Origin of the sequence: Luminiphilus syltensis NOR5-1B (assembly GCF_000158175.1) — a bacterium.
GTDB lineage: Bacteria > Pseudomonadota > Gammaproteobacteria > Pseudomonadales > Halieaceae > Luminiphilus > Luminiphilus syltensis.
The window spans coordinates 2,187,080-2,206,428 of sequence record NZ_DS999411.1; the positions used below are offsets into that span (position 1 = coordinate 2,187,080).

The following is a 19,349-nucleotide window of genomic DNA, read 5'->3' on the forward strand; positions in this document are numbered from 1 at the left end:
CCCACCTCACCTCGCGTCCGTGCCACGTTAAGGATTGTTTGGAACATGCTTGCAGCGACTGCTGAGGGTGGCTCGGCGGCGGTTTGCTCGAGCGTCGACGAGCGAGCTGTTTAATACTCCGTCGCCGATGGAGCTACGCGAGCAGCTCGAGTAATCCGGGGCTGAGCCGCCCGGGCCAAGTACGAAGCCATAGGCGAAGCTTATGCCGGAAAATTGACGATTCCTGAAAACCGCGATGAACTAAAAAAAAGCCCCGCAATGCGGGGCTTTTTGTAGGCAGCCTGGGCTGCCCGATACAATGGCTAAGCGTTACTTAGAACTCGTAGCCCACCGTTACGCCCAGCGTACGACGGGGTACCAGAGCCGCAAAGGCGAAGGCACCGGCATCAAAGGGTCGAGCGATACGTCCGCCGTCCTCAAGAATGTCGGTACCGTAGACTCGCACCATCGCCATGCCATCACCGACTGGCATGCTGTAGGTAGCAGAGATATCGAGGGTCTCGAAGTCCTCAACCAGCAACTCGGGACCGAACTCTCTGTTGTAGGTCGTCCAGTCGGTACGCGCCCATGCTTCGTCCTGGTACTTGAAGTTGGCGTTGACCACGAGCTCGCCACCGGCAATGTCAGTGATGTATTCGGCACCGATGCTGTAGTTGAGCTCGGGAGCCCAGGTAACCTCAGCAATATCCGAAATGTCGCCGAAGCCTGCGTAATCAAATTCGACGTAGTCTGAATCCAGTGTGCCCAGCGAACCGCGCAGTGTGAGCGAATCGGACACCATGGCCATGACTTCAACTTCAACGCCGCTATTTTCGACTTCACCGGCATTGAAAACGAAGGTACAGGTAGGTCCACCGCAGTTTTCTGGAACACCATCCACCAGGAAGCTTCCATCGCCAGCGGTAACAACGGCTTCCTGCTTATCCTTGTAGACCGAGTCGAAGTAGGTCGCGTTAACGGTCAGGCGGTTGTCAAACCACTCAGAGCGGAAGCCAATTTCTGCGCTGTCCACGGTCTCGGAATCAAAAGGTCCAATCGTGTTCTGAGTGGTGCCGCGTGAGTTGAAGCCACCCGACCGGAAGCCTGTCGAATAGGACGCGTAGATCATGCCGAAGTCAAATGAGCGCTGAAGAATGGCTCGGTATGTGGTCTCGTCATCGTCGAAGGTGAAGTCTTGACCGTCAGGGAACGCAACCGGATCCTGTGAGAAAAAGTCTTTTTCTTCCTCGGTATACCGAGCGCCGGCGGTGAGCTGCCAATTATCGGTGATGTCCCAGGTGAGTTCGCCGTAAATGGCGTAGGCATCAAGATCCTGATTGGACTCAATCACCTGTACGGGGCCCGTCTGGAAAGGTGCTTCACTGGTCAGATAGAACAAACCCGCCACATAGTTGATGGGGCCGTCAGACATCGAAGAGATTTGCAGCTCTGAAGACGCTTGTTCGAACTCCTGCTCGCGAAGAACCGGGAAGAAACAGGGCGAATCTGCCGGATTGTCCGGTGTGCCGGTACCGAACGGGAAGATGGCGCCGGCGGTGGGGGCACCCCAGGAACAAATGTCCATGGTCTCTTTGGTCTCAGACTTGGCGGTGATGAACTTGATCGCGTGGCCGGCTGCCTCGCCATTCAATGTCAGGGTGTAGTTGTTGCCCTGAATCGTGCTCATGAATTTGCCGCCCGAGTAGGTGGTTTTGTAGTCGTTGGCTGCGGAGAGGTCCGCGGATGCCAGCGAACTGTGAGCGGGGCTGATCAGGGCAAAAGCATTGGCGCCCAAAAATGCCGGTTGATTAGGATCAAAGTTAGGGCTTTCCGGATCATTACCGCGCGAGCTGATGTTCAGCTGATCGACCAGCCGCGTGTTGTCGTTGTAGTTATCCCAGGTGAACTGTGCGTTCCAGGTATCGGTAAAATCGTACATCACCGACACCGTGCTGCTCTTGAGATCGCGATTGTCAGGACGCTCGCCGCGGGTCACATTGCGGGTGAAGGCATCGGTTTGCAGCGATCGGCCACCGATCTTGATGCCGCCGCGCTCACCCAAAGGCATATTGGCGATGAACTTGTAGTCTTCGCGGTTGAATTCGTCGAAGTCACCCTGAACTTTCAGACCAAACTCACCGGTGGGCTTGGTGCGTGTAATGTTGATAACGCCACCAATGGTGTTTCGACCGAACAGAGTGCCCTGGGGTCCACGAAGTACTTCAATGCCCTCGACGTCAAACAGGTCGGCATTGGCGCCGGCGGTTGATGCCAGGAATACGCCATCGACGGATACTGCAACCGTCGGTTCGAAGGTCTTTTCAAGGTCGTCCAGACCGACACCACGGATTGAAGCACTGAGAGCCGCTCCCGCGAAGGGCTGGGGAACCATTTCCACGTTGGGTGCCAGCTTTTTGAGCTGGACAACCGACTGAATGTTGCCACGCTCGATCATGCCCGCGGAGAGGGCGGTGACGGCGACGGGCACGTCCTGCAAGGATTCCGAACGCTTCCGTGCGGTAACGACAACTTCTTCTAGCCCGCCGGAGGCTCGGGGTGCATCTTGAGCGTTTGCGGACGTTGCCACTAGCGCTGAAACGGGCGCGCCGAAGGCTGCAACAGCGACGGCAGAACTCAGGGTATTGCGGCAGAATTTGGCCAGGGAAATGGAGTTTTTCATGAATTACTCACCTCTACAGTGCGGTTATTAAATTTATAAACAAGCTTGTTTGTTTTATATAGGTTTGTGGACCGAAAAGCTACAGTCCAGGCGCGTTTTGGGAATATTTCTCATCCCGGTGGGTTGCCCTCAAAATGAGGGATTTTGGTATCGAGCGGTGACCAGGGATTGGCGGAGCCCGACCAGCAACTCGCTTCAACGTTAACCCAGGAGGCGTCGTCCATGGTCCCTGCTTTTACAAAGACCGCGCCGGGCATCTCCTCGACGAAAGTAAACAGCTGGCTGCCGCAGCTTGGGCAAAACCCCCGATGCACATGGGAACCGTCGGTTCCGATCTTGAAGTAGCGGGAATAGGACCCTTCGATGGAAATCGCGTCGTCGGGCAGGAACACGACGGTTGCCTTGCCCGACCCTGTGACTTTTTGACAGTCCCGGCAGTGGCAGTGCAATGCGCTCTTCGCCTGAGTTTCATCAAGTTGATAGCTAACTTCCCCGCAAAGGCAGGAACCGGTGATCATCGAAATATGCTCCCTGTTATTATTGGTGCGCCATCACTTCTACGCCCCCATTTGAGCGGCGACATTGTGACCTGATAAAGCGGTAGCGTCCACTCCGCTGTTTTACGCCTGGGTTTGGATATTGGTTTCATCTCCGGGCTTGCCAAGACCCGGCGTCGGCGCAATGATAGCCCCGATGAAATGGAATGATATTGATCAACAGGTGTGCTCGGTGGCCCGCGCACTGTCGGTGGTGGGGGAGCGCTGGACACTGCTGATTGTGCGTGATGCCTTTCAAGGTACGCGCCGATTCGATGATTTTCAGCGCAGCCTCGGTGTGACCCGGCATCGTCTGTCTGAGCGCCTATCCAGGTTGGTTGACGACGGTGTCATGAGAAAGGTCGCCTATCGCCAAAAACCGGTGCGGTACGAGTATCGCTTGACGCGCAAGGGCCTGGCGTTATACCCGATCCTCGTGAGCCTGAGCCACTGGGGGGATGAGTGGCTCGATGATGGCAGCGGCCCGCCCTTGCGTTACTGGCACAGCCGCTGTGGAAAGGTCATGGCGCCGGTGATGAGTTGCAGTGAGTGCGGCGATACACTGAAGCCTGAGGAAGTATCTGCTAAGCTCGGGTCGCGATTGACGGCGTTTGTGAAGGCCAGGCGCGAAGCGGGTGAGGAAATTCCGCCGGACAGCGCCTTGGCGATGGAAGCCATGAGGTTCACCCCTGGGGGTTCGGAGCCAGAGAGCGGACACCACAGTGCTCCACCGGAGGTGATAGATGACTGACTCGACGAGTGATCTTGTGATGAATGCGTCGGAGGCCGACATTAATGCCGGGGGAGAGCGCAGCCCGAAGGAGGAGCGCGCATTCCGCAAACAACGCCTCGCGGCCGCGCTGCGAATTTTTGCTCGCCTGGGTTTCGACGAGGGGGTGGCCGGTCACATTACGGTGCGGGATTCGATAGATACCGACACCTTCTGGGTTAACCCCATGGGCCGCTCCTTTGCACAAATGCGGGTCTCCGATCTGATTCGCGTGGACGGTCAGGGGGAGGTCGTCGAGGGAGCCGGTCTGCTCAATGCAGCCGCGTTTACTATCCATGCCCATATTCATACGGCGCGTCCTGACGTCATGGCCGCGGCGCATGCCCATTCGGTGCACGGTAAGGCATTTTCCGCGCTAGGGAAGTTGCTCGATCCGCTGACGCAGGATGCCTGTGCGTTTTTTGAGGATCATGCCCTACTGGATGATTACACCGGTGTGGTCGTCGACCAAACCGAGGGAGACCGGTTGGCCAGAATGTTGGGCGATAAAAAGGCCATTATTCTGCAAAATCACGGTTTGCTAACAGTGGGGCATTCGGTAGAGGAGGCGTGCTGGTGGTTTGTTGCCATGGAGCGCAGCTGCCAGGCTCAACTGCTTGCCGATGCTGCCGGTCATCCGAGGAAAATACCAGACGACCGGGCGCGTCATACCGCCGGTCAGGTGGGCTCGCATCTTGCCGGGTGGTTTAGCGCACAGCCGATGTTCGATGTCATCATCGCGGAACATCCCGGACTGTTAGAGTAGTTACGCCGCTAGCGATTTCGAATAGCGCTCCCTGAGCGTGAAAACGCCAGGATCAACAGCAGGACGGTGGTTATTTCGACCAGCAACAGCGGGTAGTGCATCAACCGCACCTGTGCCAGTTTGTCTGCGATCGAGAAATAATGCTCCATGGCCAAATAGCCGCCCCACGCGCAGCCAAGTCCGACCAGATAGCCCGCCTGTTTGGCCACATCCAACTGGGTAAGTCGTGCCTGCTCGGGGATCAGCAGTGTTTCACAGCGAACCAGGTAGCTGCCAAACGCAAAGGTAATCTGGTAACCCATATAGACGAAAAGAGCCAATGCGGGGGTGAGTGAGAACGCCAGGACGCCGATAACCCCGGCTGCCGTCACCAGCTCTACTGCGAGGGAAAGGCGAAAAAACCAAAAGGCATTGAGGATGCGTGAGTATTGCGTTGCCACCACCAGAGTGCCCATCGCCAGCCCAATACCTCCGGCAGAAAAAACCTGGGGGGAGAGCGGCGTATAGAGTACGAAAACAGAGCCTATCGAAATGCCAAGAAACAGCGAATTGACAAATTTGTAGGCGATAAAAGCAGGCAGGTAAATGGCAGCGCGAGCACCGCTGGCCTCGCCGGTGTTCAGAAATCGACCCCTTTTCGGGCTCGAATGCCGGCGTTGTAGGCGTGCTTGATATCCTTAACTTCAGATACTGTATCCATAACGCCGCGTAATGCACTGCCCCCGCCACGACCGGTGACAACCACGGATTGTTCGGCGGGACGGGACGTGATGGCTTCGAGTATGGCGTCTTCGGGAAGGTAGTCAAAGGCCAGCATATAGGTCAGCTCGTCTAGCACGACGAGGTCATAATCCGGATTATTCAGTAGTTGTTGCGCGTGCTCCCAGGTGGTCTTTGCCGCCGCGATATCGCCGCTTCGATCCTGTGTATCCCAGGTGAAGCCGGTACCCATTTGATACAAGTACACGTCGTCGCGCTGTTCGCGCAGAAATAGCTCCTCGCCCGAAAGCTGCTCGCCCTTGATAAACTGAACAACGCCGACGCGCTGTCCGTAGCCCAGCGCTCTCATCACCATACCGAAGGCGGAACTCGATTTTCCTTTGCCATCCCCTGTCAGCAAAATGGCGACTCCGCGATCGATGGTGGCCGCGGCAATACCGGTATCGACGGCCTCCTTTTGCTTTTCCATCGCTTCGCGATGTTTTTGATTTCTTTTTTCCGAATCAGTCATTGAGTTACCACTCGTATTTAATTCCAGCGAAACCGGATCGCCCTTGCATGCTAAATCCGGGAATTTGCTCGTAGCGTGCATCACCCAGATTTTCGATTCGCGCGGTGAGCTCCAGATTGTCAGCGACTGAATAACGGATATTGAGATCGGCTACGACATAGCTGTCTATCTCAGCACCGGTAATGTCAATGGCGTCGCGGGCCGCCCGCGCCGACAGCGCAGCGCTCAGTGTTGATGCCTGCCAGCGCAGGCTGGCATTGCCGTGTACTCTGGGGCGGTAGGGCCGGTAATCACCGTCGGTGGTTTCGGTATCATTCCAGGTGCCGTTGATCCGTAGCTGCCACCCATCGGCAAGCCTTAGTTCGCCGATCGCTTCGACCCCGGTTGATCGACTCGTACCCTGCCGCTGCAGATAACCGCTGAATGCGGCCAGATCAAAAAATATCTCATCGTCGATCGTTTGCTCGAAGTAGACCAGTTCAGCACTATGCCCGGACCATTCAATCCCGGTCGCTATTTCCCACCCGGCACTTTTTTCCTGTACCAGTGCTGCCTCGCCTGCCGGTGGGAAGGAAAAGGGTCCGGCGTTGTAGGCAATCTCGTAAGGGCTGGGAGATCGGAAGCCCGTACCTATCGAGCCTCGTAGCGTCATACGAGCAGCCCCCAGGTAGTCGCTGCGCACGGCGGTCGCCCGCCAGGAGGTATTGTCCCCGAAATCATCGTTGTTATCGTGGCGCACTCCCAGAGTGGCGTGGATCGCGTTGCCAACCCGGTGGCTGATTTCAAGATAACCACCGCGGTCGCGTCGGTCGCGGTTATTGCTTCCGTCGTCAAAGGATTGCTCGCGATAATCGACCCCATAGGTAAGGCGGCTCGCTTGCCAGAAATTAACCGAGCCGATCAGCGAGGCCTCCTCGGTCACGCCTTCGGTACTGAATACCGCAGAGCCTGCTGAAAAGTTATCGCGCTCGATAGTGTTACGACTCACACTCAGGGTGTGTTGGGAGCGGTCGCCAGCAAGCGTTGTAAAGAGGCGCCACGCGGATTGATCGTAGGTGTCGCGGCACGCGTTGATACGGGCAAAGGTGATGGGGTCGAAACAGCCATCGTATTCATTGGCGCCGCTGATATCGTGAAAGGTGGCACCGACTTTCAAAGTGTCGCTGATGTCGGAGCTCAGGGTGGCATGGGTTGTTGTGTTGCTGTAACCGTCGCGATCGGGATTGCGGGTATCTGCGGTGGTTGCATTGAAACCGTCGGTATCGACGTCGCTTATGCTCAGTGTGCCCTCGATAGTCCTCCATTGTCCGCCGAACGAGGCACCTATATTACGAAAGTTGGCACTGCCACCCTCGGCCCAGACGGCACCCTGTACCGGCCTGACTGGCCGTGCGCTGGTCATACTGAGCACCCCCCCGGCATCGGCCCCGTAAAGCAACCCCTGGGGGCCTCGCAACACCTCGATGCGACCAAGCCCTGCACTCATCAGGTGTTCCAGTCTCGGGCTGACCTGAGGTGATGCAGGGTCGGCAATATCGATGCCGTCCAGAAGAATACGCGTGCGAAACCCTTCTTCTCCGCGAATTCGAAGCGTCGACGTTTTTCCAAGTCCGCCATCCTGTGTCACAGCAATCCCCGCCTGTTGATCCAGCATTCGACCGATATCGGGGTAGCCGAGCAGGGCAATTTCTGCGGCGTCAATAACCGTCACCGAGACCGCCGTTTCACGCTCGGGTGTGGCAATACGCGAAGCCACAATCACGGTCTCCTCGACTGCTTCGTTCGCGGACAGGGGAATGGCAGCAGCCGACACCAGGTATACGGCCATACTTTTCAGGATTCGGATCGTTATCTCGCCCTTGATCTTGCGCATTCAAGCGCTCCTTTTCAGGGCATAGGGCAGACAGGCTCGGCGAGCGTGAGACTCAACGACCTCTCAGAGCCCTCCGCTCCGTGGTTGTGAATAAGATTCGTCAGGCAGGTATCGGGCTGTCGATTGGAGTATCGATTACCGTTGCGGGGGCAGCGCTGGCTTTGACTGTTGTCGCACCAGACTTCCCTTTTAACCTGCCCATATCCAAAGGATCTGCAGGCACCTGACGCGCCGACTGTAGGTAATCTGGGCCCGGGGGTCAAACGATTACGGTTAGAATTAACCCATGAACATCAAGCAGACATCAGAATTTCGAGTGGCGAATGCCAGAAACACCGTGGCGGACCTGCTAGGCCGGGAGCCTCGGGGTTTGCGCGATATAGCGGTTTACGATGCCTCAGGCCGCCCATCGGTGATTCGTGTGGCTTCGATGGTAGATGGTAGGCCCTTCCCCACGCTTTTCTGGCTCGTCGATCCGGCCCTGAATCTCGCTATCGATCGGCTGGAGGCTGGGGGAGCTATTGCCGCGATCCAGCATCAAGTCGATCACTCCGGCGAGCTCCGGGAGGCGATGATATCTGACCATCGCCGACATCGCCGCCTGCGGGACAGCTTTTTGACCGCAGAGGAGTATCGATCCCTGAAAGAGAGTGGCATGTTCGCCGCCCTTTGCCAGCGCGGTATCGGCGGAATCAGCGAGCCGACTCGGGTTCGCTGTTTGCATACCTGGTACGCGGCTCATCTGGTGGTTCCCAACGCTGTGGGACAGTTAATTCATGAAAAACTCACGTCGAGTCAGGGTGCCTAAGGTGGTACGCTTCGCTCCCTGAATTTTTAGGCGACCGCGGAGTAGTACCCATCATGACGGTGTTGACCGACGACACGCGCATTCATTCGCTCAAGGAGCTGAATACACCAGAACAGTTGCTGGCTGATATTCCCCTCGACGAGGCTCTTGCTGAGCATGTTTCCAATGCACGCCAGGCGATTCATCATGTGATCCATGGCGAGGATGATCGTCTGGTTACTGTGGTTGGCCCCTGTTCCATTCACGACCCCGAAGCGGCGATGGATTATGCCCAGCGGCTGTTATCGCTGGCAAAGCGCCTCGATAATGAGCTGATGGTGGTGATGCGGGTCTATTTTGAAAAGCCGCGAACCACGGTGGGCTGGAAGGGACTGATCAATGACCCTGATCTCGATGATTCCTTCCAGATCAACAAGGGCCTTCACCTCGCGCGCCGGTTACTCAGTGATCTAAACCGACTCGGACTGCCAACCGGCACCGAGTATCTGGATCTTATTTCACCGCAATACATTGCCGATATGGTGTCCTGGGGTGCTATTGGCGCACGAACTACCGAGAGCCAGACCCACCGCGAACTGGCGTCAGGGCTGTCATGCCCAGTGGGGTTCAAGAATGCCACTGACGGCGACGTGCAGGTGGCGGTAGATGCGATTGGTGCGGCGCGCGGGTCCCACCATTTCCTGTCGGTTACCAAGGCGGGGAATTCGGCAATCTTTGAGACGACGGGCAATGAGGATTGCCACGTGATTCTGCGCGGGGGTCGGTCTCCCAATTACGATATGTTTTCGGTGGATGATGCCTGTGAACTGCTAAGCAAGGCAGGCTTACCGCGCCGGATCATGATTGATGCCAGCCACGCCAACAGCCGTAAAATACCGGCCAGGCAGGAGGAAGTGGCGACGGACATCGCCACTCAGATTGCCCGCGGCAATGCGGACATTATGGGGATCATGCTGGAGTCCTTCATCGTTGAAGGGCGGCAGAATGTCAAACCCGATGAAGCGTTGACCTACGGACAGAGTATTACGGACCCCTGTATGTCATGGGACGCCACTGAGCGCGTGCTTGAGACCCTGGCCAATGCGGTCGAAACCCGGCGGGTTCGTAACCAGTGTTGATGTTGCGGGTCAATGAAGGGGGGGCTGCCGGATGATCGGGCGTTTCCGCCAACTGGTTTCGCAATGGCACAGGCTGTGTGTGCCGCTTGCCCTGGCTGTAGCGATCTTTAGCGCCCCTTATTCCGTTGCGGATGAGACCGAGGTCGACATTGATGAACTTGCGGCGATGGCCGAGAAAGTCAGGAGTGAAGCTGATGCCATTGCTGCCTACGGCAACGGCGATTTACCGGCTTCGGGTGAGCGTCGCGAGGCGATACTGTTCCAGCGCGATCAGCGGGCGCTCGAATGGCTGGGGCTGTTTGAGGAGTTGGCTCGGAGAATAGCTTCTCTCCCCGAAGAATCCCTCTTGCGAATTGAGCTCCGGGAATCCCTGCAAAGCAGCAATGAGGCCCTTGACCAGTCCTTCGAGAAGCACCTGCATAGCCTCGAGATACGGTTGAATGAAAAGCTCGCCGAACTTGATTCGGCCTCGGGCGTTGAAGCGGTTCAAATCGACGCAATGGCTGAGGCGCTGGATGAGCAACGACTGCGTTATCTCGAACGATTAATTGATCTGGTCATTATTCGCGAACGTCTCGGTCTAACTTCGGGTTCGATAGAGCAATTTGCGCGTCAATCCCTTGTTTCCTACGCTGATGAGTTGGTGGGTGTCATTGAAATGCGGAGTGCTTCGCTAAATGCCATAAAAAAGCAGGCGTCCGCTGCCGTTGAAAACAGCGACCTCCAGTTGGTTTTCGATAATCAGCAGCGTGCTGTTGAACAGGCGATAACCCGCCTCAAGCGCGTTGTAGAGGAACTGGTCCGCATAGGTGCCAATACCACCCGTTTTAGGCAGGTGCTTATTCGCAATAACAGCGCCACCTCTATCACGCTGCTCGATTTGGATATTGTTTCCGACTTTGTCGTGCGAGCATGGCGTAGTGTAGTGCGTTGGATGAAGTCCAGCTCTCTCGATATCACGCTGAAGATTGTTTTGTTTTTTGCAATTATCATTTTTGCACGTTGGCTTGCCCGTTTCGTCAAGGTAGCTGTCGACCGAGGCTTGAACCGCAGTACCCGGCAGTTTTCGAATCTACTTCACGATGTGTTGGTGTCATTTGCAGGCGGCGCTGTGCTGACGATCGGTGTCTTGGTGGCAGTAAACCAGATCGGGATTTCGGTGGCGCCGATGCTGGCCGGGTTGGGTGTTGCCGGTTTTGTGATCGGTTTTGCCCTGCAGGACACGTTATCCAATTTTGCCGCCGGCGCGATGATTCTCGCCTACCGCCCATTCGACATGGGCGATTACGTGGAGATTGCCGGGGTGATGGGGACGGTGAAATACATGAACCTGGTGAATACCACCATATCGACCATTGATAACAAGACGCTGATCATACCCAATGGCAAGATCTGGGGGGATGTGATTCAAAATTTCACGGGTGTCGAGACGCGTCGCGTGGATATGATTTTCGGGATCAGTTATTCGGATGACATCGAGCTCGCGGAGCGGGTGCTGACTGAAATTATTGAGGCTATGCCCACCGTGCTGGACGATCCACCCCCGGTGATTCGTCTGGCAAAATTGAACGACTCGTCCGTCGATTTTATTGTGCGGCCCTGGGTTCGCACCGAAGATTACTGGGAAACGCACTGGGCCGTTACCAAATCGGTCAAGCAGCGGTTTGATGCCGAGGGTATCAGCATTCCCTTTCCGCAGCGGGATGTTCACCTTCACGGCGCGGTGCCCACTTCCTGATGACGTTCCGCCGTGCTTATATGATGTTGTTATTATTGGCGCACCGTTGAGGGGCAAACCCTAGAATGCCTCAGTTATTCATGTCGATGGTTGTAATCAGCCTGTTGCTGGCACTGATTTTCACCCGATTTTCTGCCGCATGGCTGTTTTCCATCGCCTTGCTTTCCGCTTATTTCATTGGGCTGGTTGATACGCCAACAATTTTGGCCAAGGCGGCCAACGAGGGACTGATAACGCTCATCTTGTTGATGTTGGTCTCTATAGGTCTTGAGCGACTACCCTGGCTCACTACAATCTCCTCGCGTCTAGCATCACGGTCTCTCGGCGCCAGCATCCTGCGCCTTTCAGCAGTGACGGCGCTGTTCTCCGCCTTCGTCAACAATACAGCGGTTGTCGCAACGCTGGCTGGCAGCCTGCGCAAGAATACCTGGCACTCACCCAGCCGCTTGTTATTGCCGCTTTCCTACGCCGCAATTCTCGGGGGTACGCTGACCTTGATTGGCACCTCTACCAACTTGATTGTCAGTTCGTTCCTGGTCGATGTGAGAGGTGAAGGATTAAGTTTTTTTGCACTCTTGCCCGTGGCCCTGCCAGCCGCGATCCTCGGTATTTTTGTCATGGTAATGACACGAAGATGGTTGCCGGATAACGGCCGAGATGGTGTTGATCTGGATAGTTATCTCGTGGAGGCGGAGGTTATGCCCGAGTCCCGGCTTATCGGTAAATCGGTGCAGGAAAACGGGCTGCGTGACCTAAGTGATTTGTTTCTGGTGGAGATCGTGCGCAATGACAGCCTGGTATCGCCAGTAACGCCTGCTGAAGTCATCCGTTCGGGTGACAAACTGATATTCTCAGGGGATGTGACCCGAGTCGGAATCATCGATCGTTTCCATGGCCTGCGACTTTTTGCCATGGAGGAGGGGCTTCTGAGCTCCAATATGACCGAGGTGGTCATCATGCCCGGGGCAGCGGTCGAGGGGCAGACGATAAAACAGGCCGAATTTCGAGCCCGCTTTGATGCGGCGGTTGTGGGGTTGCGTCGTGACGGTGCCCGATTATCCGGGAAGCTGGGGCAGATTCGACTGCTGGCCGGCGATACCCTCATGCTGGCGGTGGGGCCTGATTTCAATCAACGGACCAATCTGCGCAAGAATTTTGTGGTTGTTGATGACACCATTGATTCCTCGAGCCTTCCTTTTGGGACCAGTATGCTGGCGTCTGCCGCGCTCGCCGCAATGGTGCTGCTTACCGCCACCGGCCTGATCTCCCTGATCCAGGGGGTGGCGCTCGTGCTGGTGTGCCTGCTGGCGCTGCGGGTGGTCCGCGCCAGCGATCTGCGCCGTCGATTTCCCTTTGAAATCTGGTTGATTATTGCGTCCGCGTTAGCGCTGTCCCAGGCGATGACCGATACGGGGTTGGTGGCCGCGCTAATCAACGTTGCCGAGCCCGTACTGGCGAATACGCCACCGATGGTGGCGATTGCAACTATCTATTTTCTGACCTTGGTGATGACCGAGTTAATGACCAACAATGCCGCCGCGGCGTTGACGTTTCCGCTGGCCTACAGTCTGGGGATGAGTGGCGGTGGCGATCCGCTACCTTACGTCATGGCGGTGGCCTTCGGTGCCAGCGCGTCATTTATAACGCCCTTTGGTTACACCACCAACCTGATGGTGCAAAACCTGGGGGGGTACCGACGTAAGGATTATGCACGATACGGAACCCCCATCTCGCTGGCCTACAGTGCGACGGTCCTAACGCTGATTCCGATTATGTATCCGCTTTGACGCGGAGCGCGTCAGTGATTTCGCGTTCAAAGTGATTCAAGGTGTAAAAAATAAGGCAGGTACGCTTCCTTGATATCGGCGTTTTCACCTTCACCACCTTCTACACCGTCCGCACCCAGCGAGGCGATTTTATAAAGAATTCGCACTCCGGCCAGTGGTGGAAAATAATAGTAGTAATTGTTACCCCAGGGGTCCTTGGGTATGGAGGGGAGGTACCCGCCCTCAGGAAAATTACGCGGCGTATTGCCTACCGTGGCGGGCTCCACCAGCGCCTGAAGGGTTTGCTCGGTCCAGGGAAAGTAGCCGTTGTCCTGTTCGTATTCCAGCAGCGCCGGTTGCAGGTAGGTAAAGTCCGCAACAATCTTTTCGATGGCCGCGCGATTGGCGTCGTAGTCGATACCCAGTGTCTCTCGTAATGCTGCCTTGGGATCTTCGCTACAGTAAATTGCGAGGTCATTTTTCTTGGGTCGGCGTAGCGCTTCACCGTCCACTACCACGAACTTTTCGTAGGTAGGCTCCCCCTGAAAGTCGAGCGTAAAGTACTCACCGCAGGTGACGTTTCCAGGATAAGAAGCGAGATTTCGATAGTTGGTGAATTGGCCACCGAGGGCGATATCCATGGCATCGGTCGCCTGCTGCTGGCTGTTTGCGCATCCCTGAATCAGAGCCGATAGCGCCAACAGTGACACACTGAGTTTGAGCTGTTTCACGAATTTCTCCACAAAGCGATAAGGACTGGGTTGGATTTGGGGTGGTCGAGGGCGCAATTCAAGTCCGTTGGACCATCTTTAGCAACGCGTGCAGTGTCGCTCTGACCACAGACCTCTGGCTCTCCCCATCGCGCCGGTAGTGTAGCAGACCGGAGTCCGGGATTTGCCTGGCATTTTAAGGTTCATCACTGATTTCAGGGATCGCCAATCTCCCTGCATGGGTTTTGCGTCTGCCTCGCCGATTTCACGACATGGGGCGTGGTCGTCAGCGAATGGCTTCCAGAGCAACGATTGCGGTACCGCGCAGGCCTTGATCTCCCTGACCCGCGATGAACCTTTTTTTAAACCCTGATCGGAAACGCGCGATCGCGATGATTGTTGACCTGATCCGCGCTGTGATAGGTGCGCTTCGGGGATCAGACTGTGTCCATTGTTGTCATGGGGCGCATCACTATGCCGCGACTTACCTTCTGGATCCTGTTTTATTTTATCGGAGTGCCCGGTGCACTTGCTGAATCGGTTGGTGAGATAAGCTCTGATCGAATCAAGCGGTTGCCGCTTACCATAGAGGCGCTGCAGGTCGAGCAGAGTCACACCGTCATTGAGGTCGGATTGGGTTCGGCGGATGTGGCAGGAATTAACGCGACTACCCAGCGGCTCGCCGTTCGTTGGGGCGCCACTTCAACACTCGAACTCGCGGCAGGTTTTGGGTCAACACAATGGGGGCATCCTGCGATCCGCGACGAGGTCGCCACGGGCATGACAGCGCGATGGAAGGTGCTGAATGAATCTCGGCGTCCTGCGCTCCAGTTGAGTGCCACTGTGCGGAGGCAGGGACCCAGCTCTGATAATGCCTACGGCCTGGGTATGGTGGCGTGGCGGACCCTTGATCCAGTGGTGCTCTCCCTGGCGATGGGATACGAACAGCGAGAGGACCACTCGAGTATCGAGCGGGTATTTCGAGTGTCGCCAATGGTCAATTTTGCAGTCAATCCTGAAATCACATTGACTACCGGCTGGCGCTTGCGTCAGGGACGTACTCGTCAGCACGGTGCCGTTTGGGGGGTGGCATGGTCATTGGCGCACTCGACGCGGTTATTCCTCGATCATGAGTTGGGCTTTGGTCGAGTACCAGTCAGTCGTCTTGATTTGCGTTTGCAGCATCAATTTTGATGCTTAAACCGTTTAACGGGGTGCAGACGTTCGAAGGGGAATATTCCCCAATCCGGCCCTATGCGGGCCCATAACTGCAGCGAGGAGTTGCTATGAAGAAATGGATTTTTTCAGTGGTTACCGCAACAGCGATTGGTGTTGTGAGCACGTCTCACGCGTCGACCGCCATCGATGAGTCCCAGTTGGCGAATGAATTATTTGGCGTTCCAGCGCCGGCGTCGTTGACTCAGCTAGACGAGCAATCAATGCAGGAGACCCACGGTCAATTGGCGCCTTTGGCGGCTGTGATCGGAATCGTCTCTCTGGACCTCGCGCTGTCGGCTATGTTTTGGGGGGTCTATGTGCCAATGTACGCGCAGCAGGGCCCCAGCTTCCGGCATGTCGTCTATCCCTACTGAGTGTGATTTAGACTAGGGGGGATTGTCGTGAACTTCAGAAAAGCACTGGACGCCAAGATTCAGCGGGAGATAGCGTACCGCCGCCGATTCCGACGCTGGCTGGTCTATTTCTCGCTGTCTTGTCTGTGTTGGACGACGGGCATGGCAATCCCCTTTTTTACGTTGAACACATCCGGGTCGTTCAGGGGTGCTCTGTTAGCTATTTACTTTGCCGGTGTGGCATTGCTGGTGGTTTGGAGTGATCGAAAATCACGTCAGTCGAATGACGACTAGGTCTTCTACGGGGGCCACGTTACCTCTGCTGTGCCTGCTGGCTGCTTTAGCGGCGGTCAGCGCGGCGAAGGCTGAGGGGTTTGACAGTTGGGTTGAGCTCAGGGATTCGGGAGTGGTGAAGCAGCAATGGGACCACAGCTGTGGCGTGGCAGCCCTCGCAACCTTACTGCATCGTTTGGGGAATGACGCGGTCAATGAAACGGGATTGATAAAGCAACTGGATACCTATAACCCCGATCTTCCTGAGAACGGATATAGCCTGGACGATTTACGCTGGCTTGCCGCCCAATATGGCTATCGTGCTTCGGGTTTGCGTGTTGATGCGTCGCTGTTAGAGCAGCTGAAAAAGCCTGTAATCGCGCTCTTGCACCTCCCGCGGGGCCCACATTTCACCGTCGTGATACCCACGAGCGACCGTTGGATACATCTGGCGGATCCCAGTTGGGGGAATCGTTTTCTCCTGCCACATCAGTTCGCACAACTGTGGTTGCAGCACGACCAGCGCGGCACGCTGCTCGCGCTGATGGCTAACGATTAAACGAGCTCCTGCCGCACCAGATTGAACTGCTCTACCAGGTACTGCGATTTCTCTGCGGTCGCCGTGCTGGTCACTACGGCAATGCTGGCTGCTTCCGCTTTGAGATAGGTTTCTGCAACGCGTCGCAGGTCGTCCAGAGTGGTCGTAACAATACGTTGTCGGAAGCGCTTTCGTTGCTCACTGGTTCGGCCGAACAGGGTGTCATGGAAATGCTTCTTCGCCTCTCCAGCGGGGGAGGCGGGTTTGTCGAGGGAGCCGATGATGCCGAGGATGGCCTCCTCAAGCGCGAGACCCTGGTGACTACTTTCGAGTAGCCAGCGAATGGAATCATCGAAGTCGTCGAGGGTTTCGCTGAGACGGGGGTCGCGATAGGAGAAAAAGCGGAAGGCAGCAATATTGCCGTCTTGACTGGCGCCACCGCCGTAAGCACCACCTTGTTCCCGAATAGTGCGATGCAGGAAGCCGTTGCGTAAAAACGCGGCGAGTACCGTGAGCGCCGCGGCGTCAGCATGACCTGTCGGAACCGTCGGGTAGGCCTTGGCACAGAAATTCACCTGCGTATTGGCGACCCATATCTCTCGCCGTGATTCACGAATCGAAGAGGGTTGCCACCGTGTTGATTCATTACCCGTGAGCGCGGAAAAGGTATTTGTAGCAGTGGCGTGGGCATCTGCAAGGTGGTGGCTGTCGCTAATGGTTGCGATCACCGGCTGCAGCTTGTCGAGCAAGTTCCCATGCAACTGCTGAAGCTCGTCGCCCAGGGCCTGTAAATCGTCCGGGTTTTTCAGACTGTCATCCAGCGAGCGTAGTCGTCGGATACCCTCAAGACCCCCGCTCTGGTGACTGTTCCTCGCGATGGGGCTCATTCCCGCCGTGGCAGCGGTCATAGCAAGCGCATGCCCATTCCCGGTGATCGATTGATCTTTTCGCGATCGAGTGTGACTCACAAGCTCCTTGAGGCGTGGCAGTTCGTCAAAACGCGCAGTACTCAATGTTTCCGCCATCAGATCGACCTGCGCCTGAAAACGGTCGCCGAGGGCCTTGGAGGAGAGCAGAAGCCACGACTGGACCTCCTGCTCATCAAGCAGGGAGCTGCGTGTCAGTGTGGCGGCGCCGAGTGATCCCACCGTCGCCGTGTGGCGGTCCTGAACCGTCAAGTAATCCTGAGTTCCCAGGCCCACGTCTGCGATCACACCGGTAAGAAGCGGAAGCCGTTGCAGTTGTTGCTCGGTGATGGCCGGTAAGGGCATGGCCACCTGTTGGTACACCAGGCCATTGGTTCCCGCCTCGTAGGCGTAGCGCTGAATGGGCCGCTCCTGCTTTTGAGGGGCGGGCTCGGGTAGTTCTGCGGGGATATCCGACAACTCCACCCGGGGTAAAAGGTTGGGGTCGTCCTGTTGTGCCTGACGCGCTTTCAGTTTTTCAGCCAGATCAAGAACCTGCACCTTTTCACGGTCATCGAGCTCCGTTTTTATCGATGCGAGTCGGGCTTTTTCCGCCGCTACGCGCTGCTCCGTCAGCTTGAGATCGGGCTCAACGATCATCAAAACGCGGTGGGGATTATCGAGCAGCATCGAATGCAGTAGGTGCGGTACGTAGTCGGGGTCCTGAATCCGGCGCCGCAATTCATCGATGGCGGGCTCGAGATCGAGTGCCGCCACAGGATCGCCGTAATGGGTGGCCGCCCCGAGTGCCCGCAGCATGAGGTTAAGACCGTACGGCATCCCATCGCCGCCGACTTCGCGTTGGTGCAATTCGATCTGGTGCAGAATCGCCTCAACACGATCATGATCGACGCCGGAATCTGCTGTATCGCGGATGATGGTCATGACGTGCTGTTCAAAGCTTGCGGCGTGATCGGCCTCGCTACCCTCGATGCCGCAGGCAAAAACCATCTCACGCATGGAATCCTCGACGCCACACAGCGCTGAGGGCGAGGACCCGAGATCGGTGGTCTCAAGAAACTTCATCAATGGCGAAGCGCTGTTTTCCATCAGTATTGAGCTGACTAACTGTGCCTCCAGCATACCCATGAGGTTGGTGCTCTCGCCCAGTTTCCAGCCCAGTATCAGATGGGTGTGAGCGCTTGGCTCTTCGTCGCTATCGAGGGCATAAACATGCTTCGCCTGGCGGGGTGCCTGAAAAGGTTGCTCAAGGGTGACCTCAATCTTCTTGTCTGATCGCTCAAATCGTGACAGTGCGAGTTCTTCAAAGGTCTGCTGGTGTTCCCGGGCGGGGATATCGCCAAAAGTCAGAAAAATGGCATTGCTGGGGTGGTAGTGCTCGCTGTAGAAATCGCGCAGTTGCTGGTAGGTCAGCTCGGGAATGGCCTCGGGATCACCGCCGCTGTTGAAATGGTAGGTGTTCGTGGGAAACAGCTCAAAACACAGGCGGTCCCACAGCACCGATGAGGTGGATGACATGGCGCCCTTCATCTCGTTGAAGACGACGCCTTTATAAACCAGATCTGCGCTCTCGGGATCGTCACCGTCAAATTCAATTCGATGACCTTCCTGCGCAAAATCAAGGGGGTCAAGTGTGGCAAAAAAGACCGCGTCCAGATAAACCGACAGCAGGTTTTCGAAGTCTTTGCGGTTCTGGGTGGCGAAAGGGTAGGCCGTCCAGTCAGAACTGGTGAAGGCATTCATGAAGGTGTTTAGCGAGCGCCGCAACATCATGAAAAACGGATCGCGGACCGGAAAGCGTTCACTGCCGCAGAGCGCGGTATGTTCCAGAATGTGGGCAACGCCGGTTGAATCCTCGGGAACGGTTCGCAATGCAACCAGGAATACATTTTCGGTGGATTCAGCACTCAGATGGAGATGGGTGGCTCCAGTGGCGTTATGCTCATACTCTTCGACCATCAAATCGAGCGACTCGATGGGGATGCTCCGCTTCAATGTGAAGGTCGAGTAGGGGGCGGCGTCGGGCAGACGGCTGGCTTCCATGTTCAGATCTCTGTGGCTCAAATA

The 19,349-nt window shown here is 56.3% G+C and carries 17 protein-coding genes and 1 riboswitch; of the genes, 10 read left to right on the plus strand and 7 right to left on the minus strand.

All coding sequences use genetic code 11. The features are described 5' to 3' along the window. Nucleotides 1–313 precede the first annotated feature (313 nt). Nucleotides 314–2,659, minus strand: a complete 2,346-nt coding sequence (locus tag NOR51B_RS09875) for a TonB-dependent receptor (RefSeq protein ID WP_009019048.1) — start codon at nucleotides 2,657–2,659, stop codon at nucleotides 314–316. 110 nt (nucleotides 2,660–2,769) lie between these two features. Beyond that, on the minus strand, nucleotides 2,770–3,177 hold the full coding sequence (locus NOR51B_RS09880; protein WP_009021353.1) for a GFA family protein: 408 nt from the start codon (nucleotides 3,175–3,177) through the stop codon (nucleotides 2,770–2,772). Between the two features lie 175 nt (nucleotides 3,178–3,352). Between NOR51B_RS09880 and NOR51B_RS09885 the strand changes: the two genes are divergently transcribed. Continuing rightward, nucleotides 3,353–3,946 carry a winged helix-turn-helix transcriptional regulator gene (locus NOR51B_RS09885; RefSeq protein WP_050759455.1) on the plus strand — a complete coding sequence of 198 codons (594 nt, stop codon included), beginning with the start codon at nucleotides 3,353–3,355 and terminating at the stop codon, nucleotides 3,944–3,946. Beyond that, nucleotides 3,939–4,730 carry a class II aldolase/adducin family protein gene (locus NOR51B_RS09890; RefSeq protein ID WP_040482002.1) on the plus strand — a complete coding sequence of 264 codons (792 nt, stop codon included), beginning with the start codon at nucleotides 3,939–3,941 and terminating at the stop codon, nucleotides 4,728–4,730. Before NOR51B_RS09885 ends, NOR51B_RS09890 begins: the two co-directional genes overlap by 8 nt. An 8-nt stretch (nucleotides 4,731–4,738) precedes the next feature. Here the strand turns inward: NOR51B_RS09890 and NOR51B_RS09895 are convergent, their stop codons facing one another. From NOR51B_RS09895 to NOR51B_RS09905, 3 genes are all read right to left on the minus strand, one after another. Continuing rightward, the gene (locus NOR51B_RS09895) at nucleotides 4,739–5,185 is read right to left on the minus strand and encodes a hypothetical protein (protein WP_009020698.1); all 447 of its coding nucleotides are present in this window, start codon (nucleotides 5,183–5,185) and stop codon (nucleotides 4,739–4,741) included. 164 nt (nucleotides 5,186–5,349) lie between these two features. After that, on the minus strand, nucleotides 5,350–5,961 hold the full coding sequence (gene cobO / locus NOR51B_RS09900; protein WP_009019406.1) for a cob(I)yrinic acid a,c-diamide adenosyltransferase: 612 nt from the start codon (nucleotides 5,959–5,961) through the stop codon (nucleotides 5,350–5,352). Between the two features lie 4 nt (nucleotides 5,962–5,965). Beyond that, complete coding sequence (locus tag NOR51B_RS09905; protein WP_009019141.1) at nucleotides 5,966–7,834, minus strand: TonB-dependent receptor plug domain-containing protein; 1,869 nt, start codon at nucleotides 7,832–7,834, stop codon at nucleotides 5,966–5,968. Nucleotides 7,835–7,920: 86 nt separating this feature from the next. Next, nucleotides 7,921–8,076: riboswitch (cobalamin riboswitch) on the minus strand. 44 nt (nucleotides 8,077–8,120) lie between these two features. Between NOR51B_RS09905 and NOR51B_RS09910 the strand changes: the two genes are divergently transcribed. The 4 genes from NOR51B_RS09910 (at nucleotide 8,121) to NOR51B_RS09925 (ending at nucleotide 13,285) form a co-directional block, all read left to right on the plus strand. Further along, on the plus strand, nucleotides 8,121–8,642 hold the full coding sequence (locus NOR51B_RS09910; protein WP_009019338.1) for a DUF501 domain-containing protein: 522 nt from the start codon (nucleotides 8,121–8,123) through the stop codon (nucleotides 8,640–8,642). Nucleotides 8,643–8,695: 53 nt separating this feature from the next. Beyond that, nucleotides 8,696–9,760, plus strand: a complete 1,065-nt coding sequence (locus NOR51B_RS09915) for a 3-deoxy-7-phosphoheptulonate synthase (protein WP_009020224.1) — start codon at nucleotides 8,696–8,698, stop codon at nucleotides 9,758–9,760. A 31-nt stretch (nucleotides 9,761–9,791) separates the two neighbouring features. After that, nucleotides 9,792–11,498 carry a mechanosensitive ion channel family protein gene (locus NOR51B_RS09920; RefSeq protein ID WP_009020940.1) on the plus strand — a complete coding sequence of 569 codons (1,707 nt, stop codon included), beginning with the start codon at nucleotides 9,792–9,794 and terminating at the stop codon, nucleotides 11,496–11,498. Nucleotides 11,499–11,563: 65 nt separating this feature from the next. Next, a complete protein-coding gene (locus NOR51B_RS09925; protein ID WP_009020805.1) occupies nucleotides 11,564–13,285 on the plus strand; it encodes an SLC13 family permease in 1,722 nt (573 codons plus the stop codon). A gap of 26 nt (nucleotides 13,286–13,311) precedes the next feature. Here NOR51B_RS09925 and NOR51B_RS09930 read toward each other — a convergent pair whose 3' ends face one another. Next, nucleotides 13,312–13,995, minus strand: coding sequence for a type II secretion system protein GspG (locus tag NOR51B_RS09930; protein ID WP_230198445.1), 684 nt, complete (start codon nucleotides 13,993–13,995; stop codon nucleotides 13,312–13,314). Nucleotides 13,996–14,418: 423 nt separating this feature from the next. Here NOR51B_RS09930 and NOR51B_RS09935 point away from each other — a divergent pair, with 423 nt between their 5' ends. The 4 genes from NOR51B_RS09935 (at nucleotide 14,419) to NOR51B_RS09945 (ending at nucleotide 16,377) form a co-directional block, all read left to right on the plus strand. Then, nucleotides 14,419–15,168 carry a hypothetical protein gene (locus NOR51B_RS09935; protein ID WP_009020303.1) on the plus strand — a complete coding sequence of 250 codons (750 nt, stop codon included), beginning with the start codon at nucleotides 14,419–14,421 and terminating at the stop codon, nucleotides 15,166–15,168. A 92-nt stretch (nucleotides 15,169–15,260) separates the two neighbouring features. Next, nucleotides 15,261–15,566, plus strand: a complete 306-nt coding sequence (locus NOR51B_RS15015) for a hypothetical protein (RefSeq protein ID WP_009020917.1) — start codon at nucleotides 15,261–15,263, stop codon at nucleotides 15,564–15,566. Nucleotides 15,567–15,593: 27 nt separating this feature from the next. Beyond that, the gene (locus NOR51B_RS15530) at nucleotides 15,594–15,839 is read left to right on the plus strand and encodes a hypothetical protein (RefSeq protein WP_009021085.1); all 246 of its coding nucleotides are present in this window, start codon (nucleotides 15,594–15,596) and stop codon (nucleotides 15,837–15,839) included. Further along, nucleotides 15,829–16,377: a C39 family peptidase gene (locus NOR51B_RS09945; RefSeq protein WP_050759456.1), complete on the plus strand. Its 549-nt coding sequence runs from the start codon at nucleotides 15,829–15,831 to the stop codon at nucleotides 16,375–16,377. Before NOR51B_RS15530 ends, NOR51B_RS09945 begins: the two co-directional genes overlap by 11 nt. Here NOR51B_RS09945 and NOR51B_RS09950 read toward each other — a convergent pair. Then, nucleotides 16,374–19,325, minus strand: coding sequence for an insulinase family protein (locus NOR51B_RS09950; RefSeq protein WP_009021544.1), 2,952 nt, complete (start codon nucleotides 19,323–19,325; stop codon nucleotides 16,374–16,376). The two genes, NOR51B_RS09945 and NOR51B_RS09950, sit on opposite strands and share 4 nt — an antisense overlap. Nucleotides 19,326–19,349 lie beyond the last annotated feature (24 nt).